This is a genomic window from Azospira sp. I13 (assembly GCF_003112695.1).
In the GTDB taxonomy this organism is placed as follows: domain Bacteria; phylum Pseudomonadota; class Gammaproteobacteria; order Burkholderiales; family Rhodocyclaceae; genus Azospira.
Map to the genome: position 1 here is coordinate 1 of NZ_BFBP01000015.1, position 779 is coordinate 779.

A 779-nucleotide genomic window follows, 5' to 3' on the forward strand; every position below is an offset into this window, starting at 1 on the left:
GCGAGCAGCTCAGCCACCGTCTGCCTTCGTCGAATAAGCCGGGGCTCACCATTTTCCATCAGCACTTCGGCAATCAGCGGGCGTGCGTTGTAGTTCGATGACATGGAGGCGCCATACGCGCCGGTGTCGTGCAACACCAGCAGATCTCCCACCTGCGCCTGCGGCAAGGACCGGTGCAACACCACGCCACCTTCTCCCTGCGTAAACACATCTCCCGACTCGCACAGAGGCCCGGCAACCACCGTATCAAACTGCAGACCATTAACCGCCGTGCCATCAGAGTGGATCAACTCCATGCCGTGGTAGGCGCCGTATAGGGCGGGGCGAACCAGATCACTGAATCCGGCATCCACCATCACAAAATGGTTGGCGCCCTGTTGCTTCGTGGCGCGTACCTCGGTGACCAGTACGCCGGACTCGGCCATTAAATAGCGGCCCGGTTCTATTTCCAGTTTCACCGGATGCTCCAGCAGTTGTTCCACGGCATGGCGCGCTGCATCCCATAATGCAAAGTAGTGCGCCGTATCAATCGTGGGTTCACCGGCCTGATAGGGAACGGACAGACCGCCGCCCGCGGAGATGGCGCGCAGGTCCAAGCCCTGCGCATTCACTACCGCTACCAGCTTCAGCATGGCCCCGCACACTTTCTGCAAGTGTGCGTAGTCCACGCCTGAGCCGATGTGCATGTGCAGGCCCTGCAAGGCCAGATCATTGGACTTAATCTTTTCGCAGGCGCGTACTAGGTCGCCATGCCAGATGCCATGCTTGCTATGCTCGCC

1 pseudogene is annotated in these 779 nt (G+C 59.9%); it reads right to left on the reverse strand.

Going from position 1 to position 779, the window contains the following annotated elements:
* Window positions 1-779, reverse strand: a pseudogene (locus AZSI13_RS14950) (diaminopimelate decarboxylase); the annotation flags it as partial.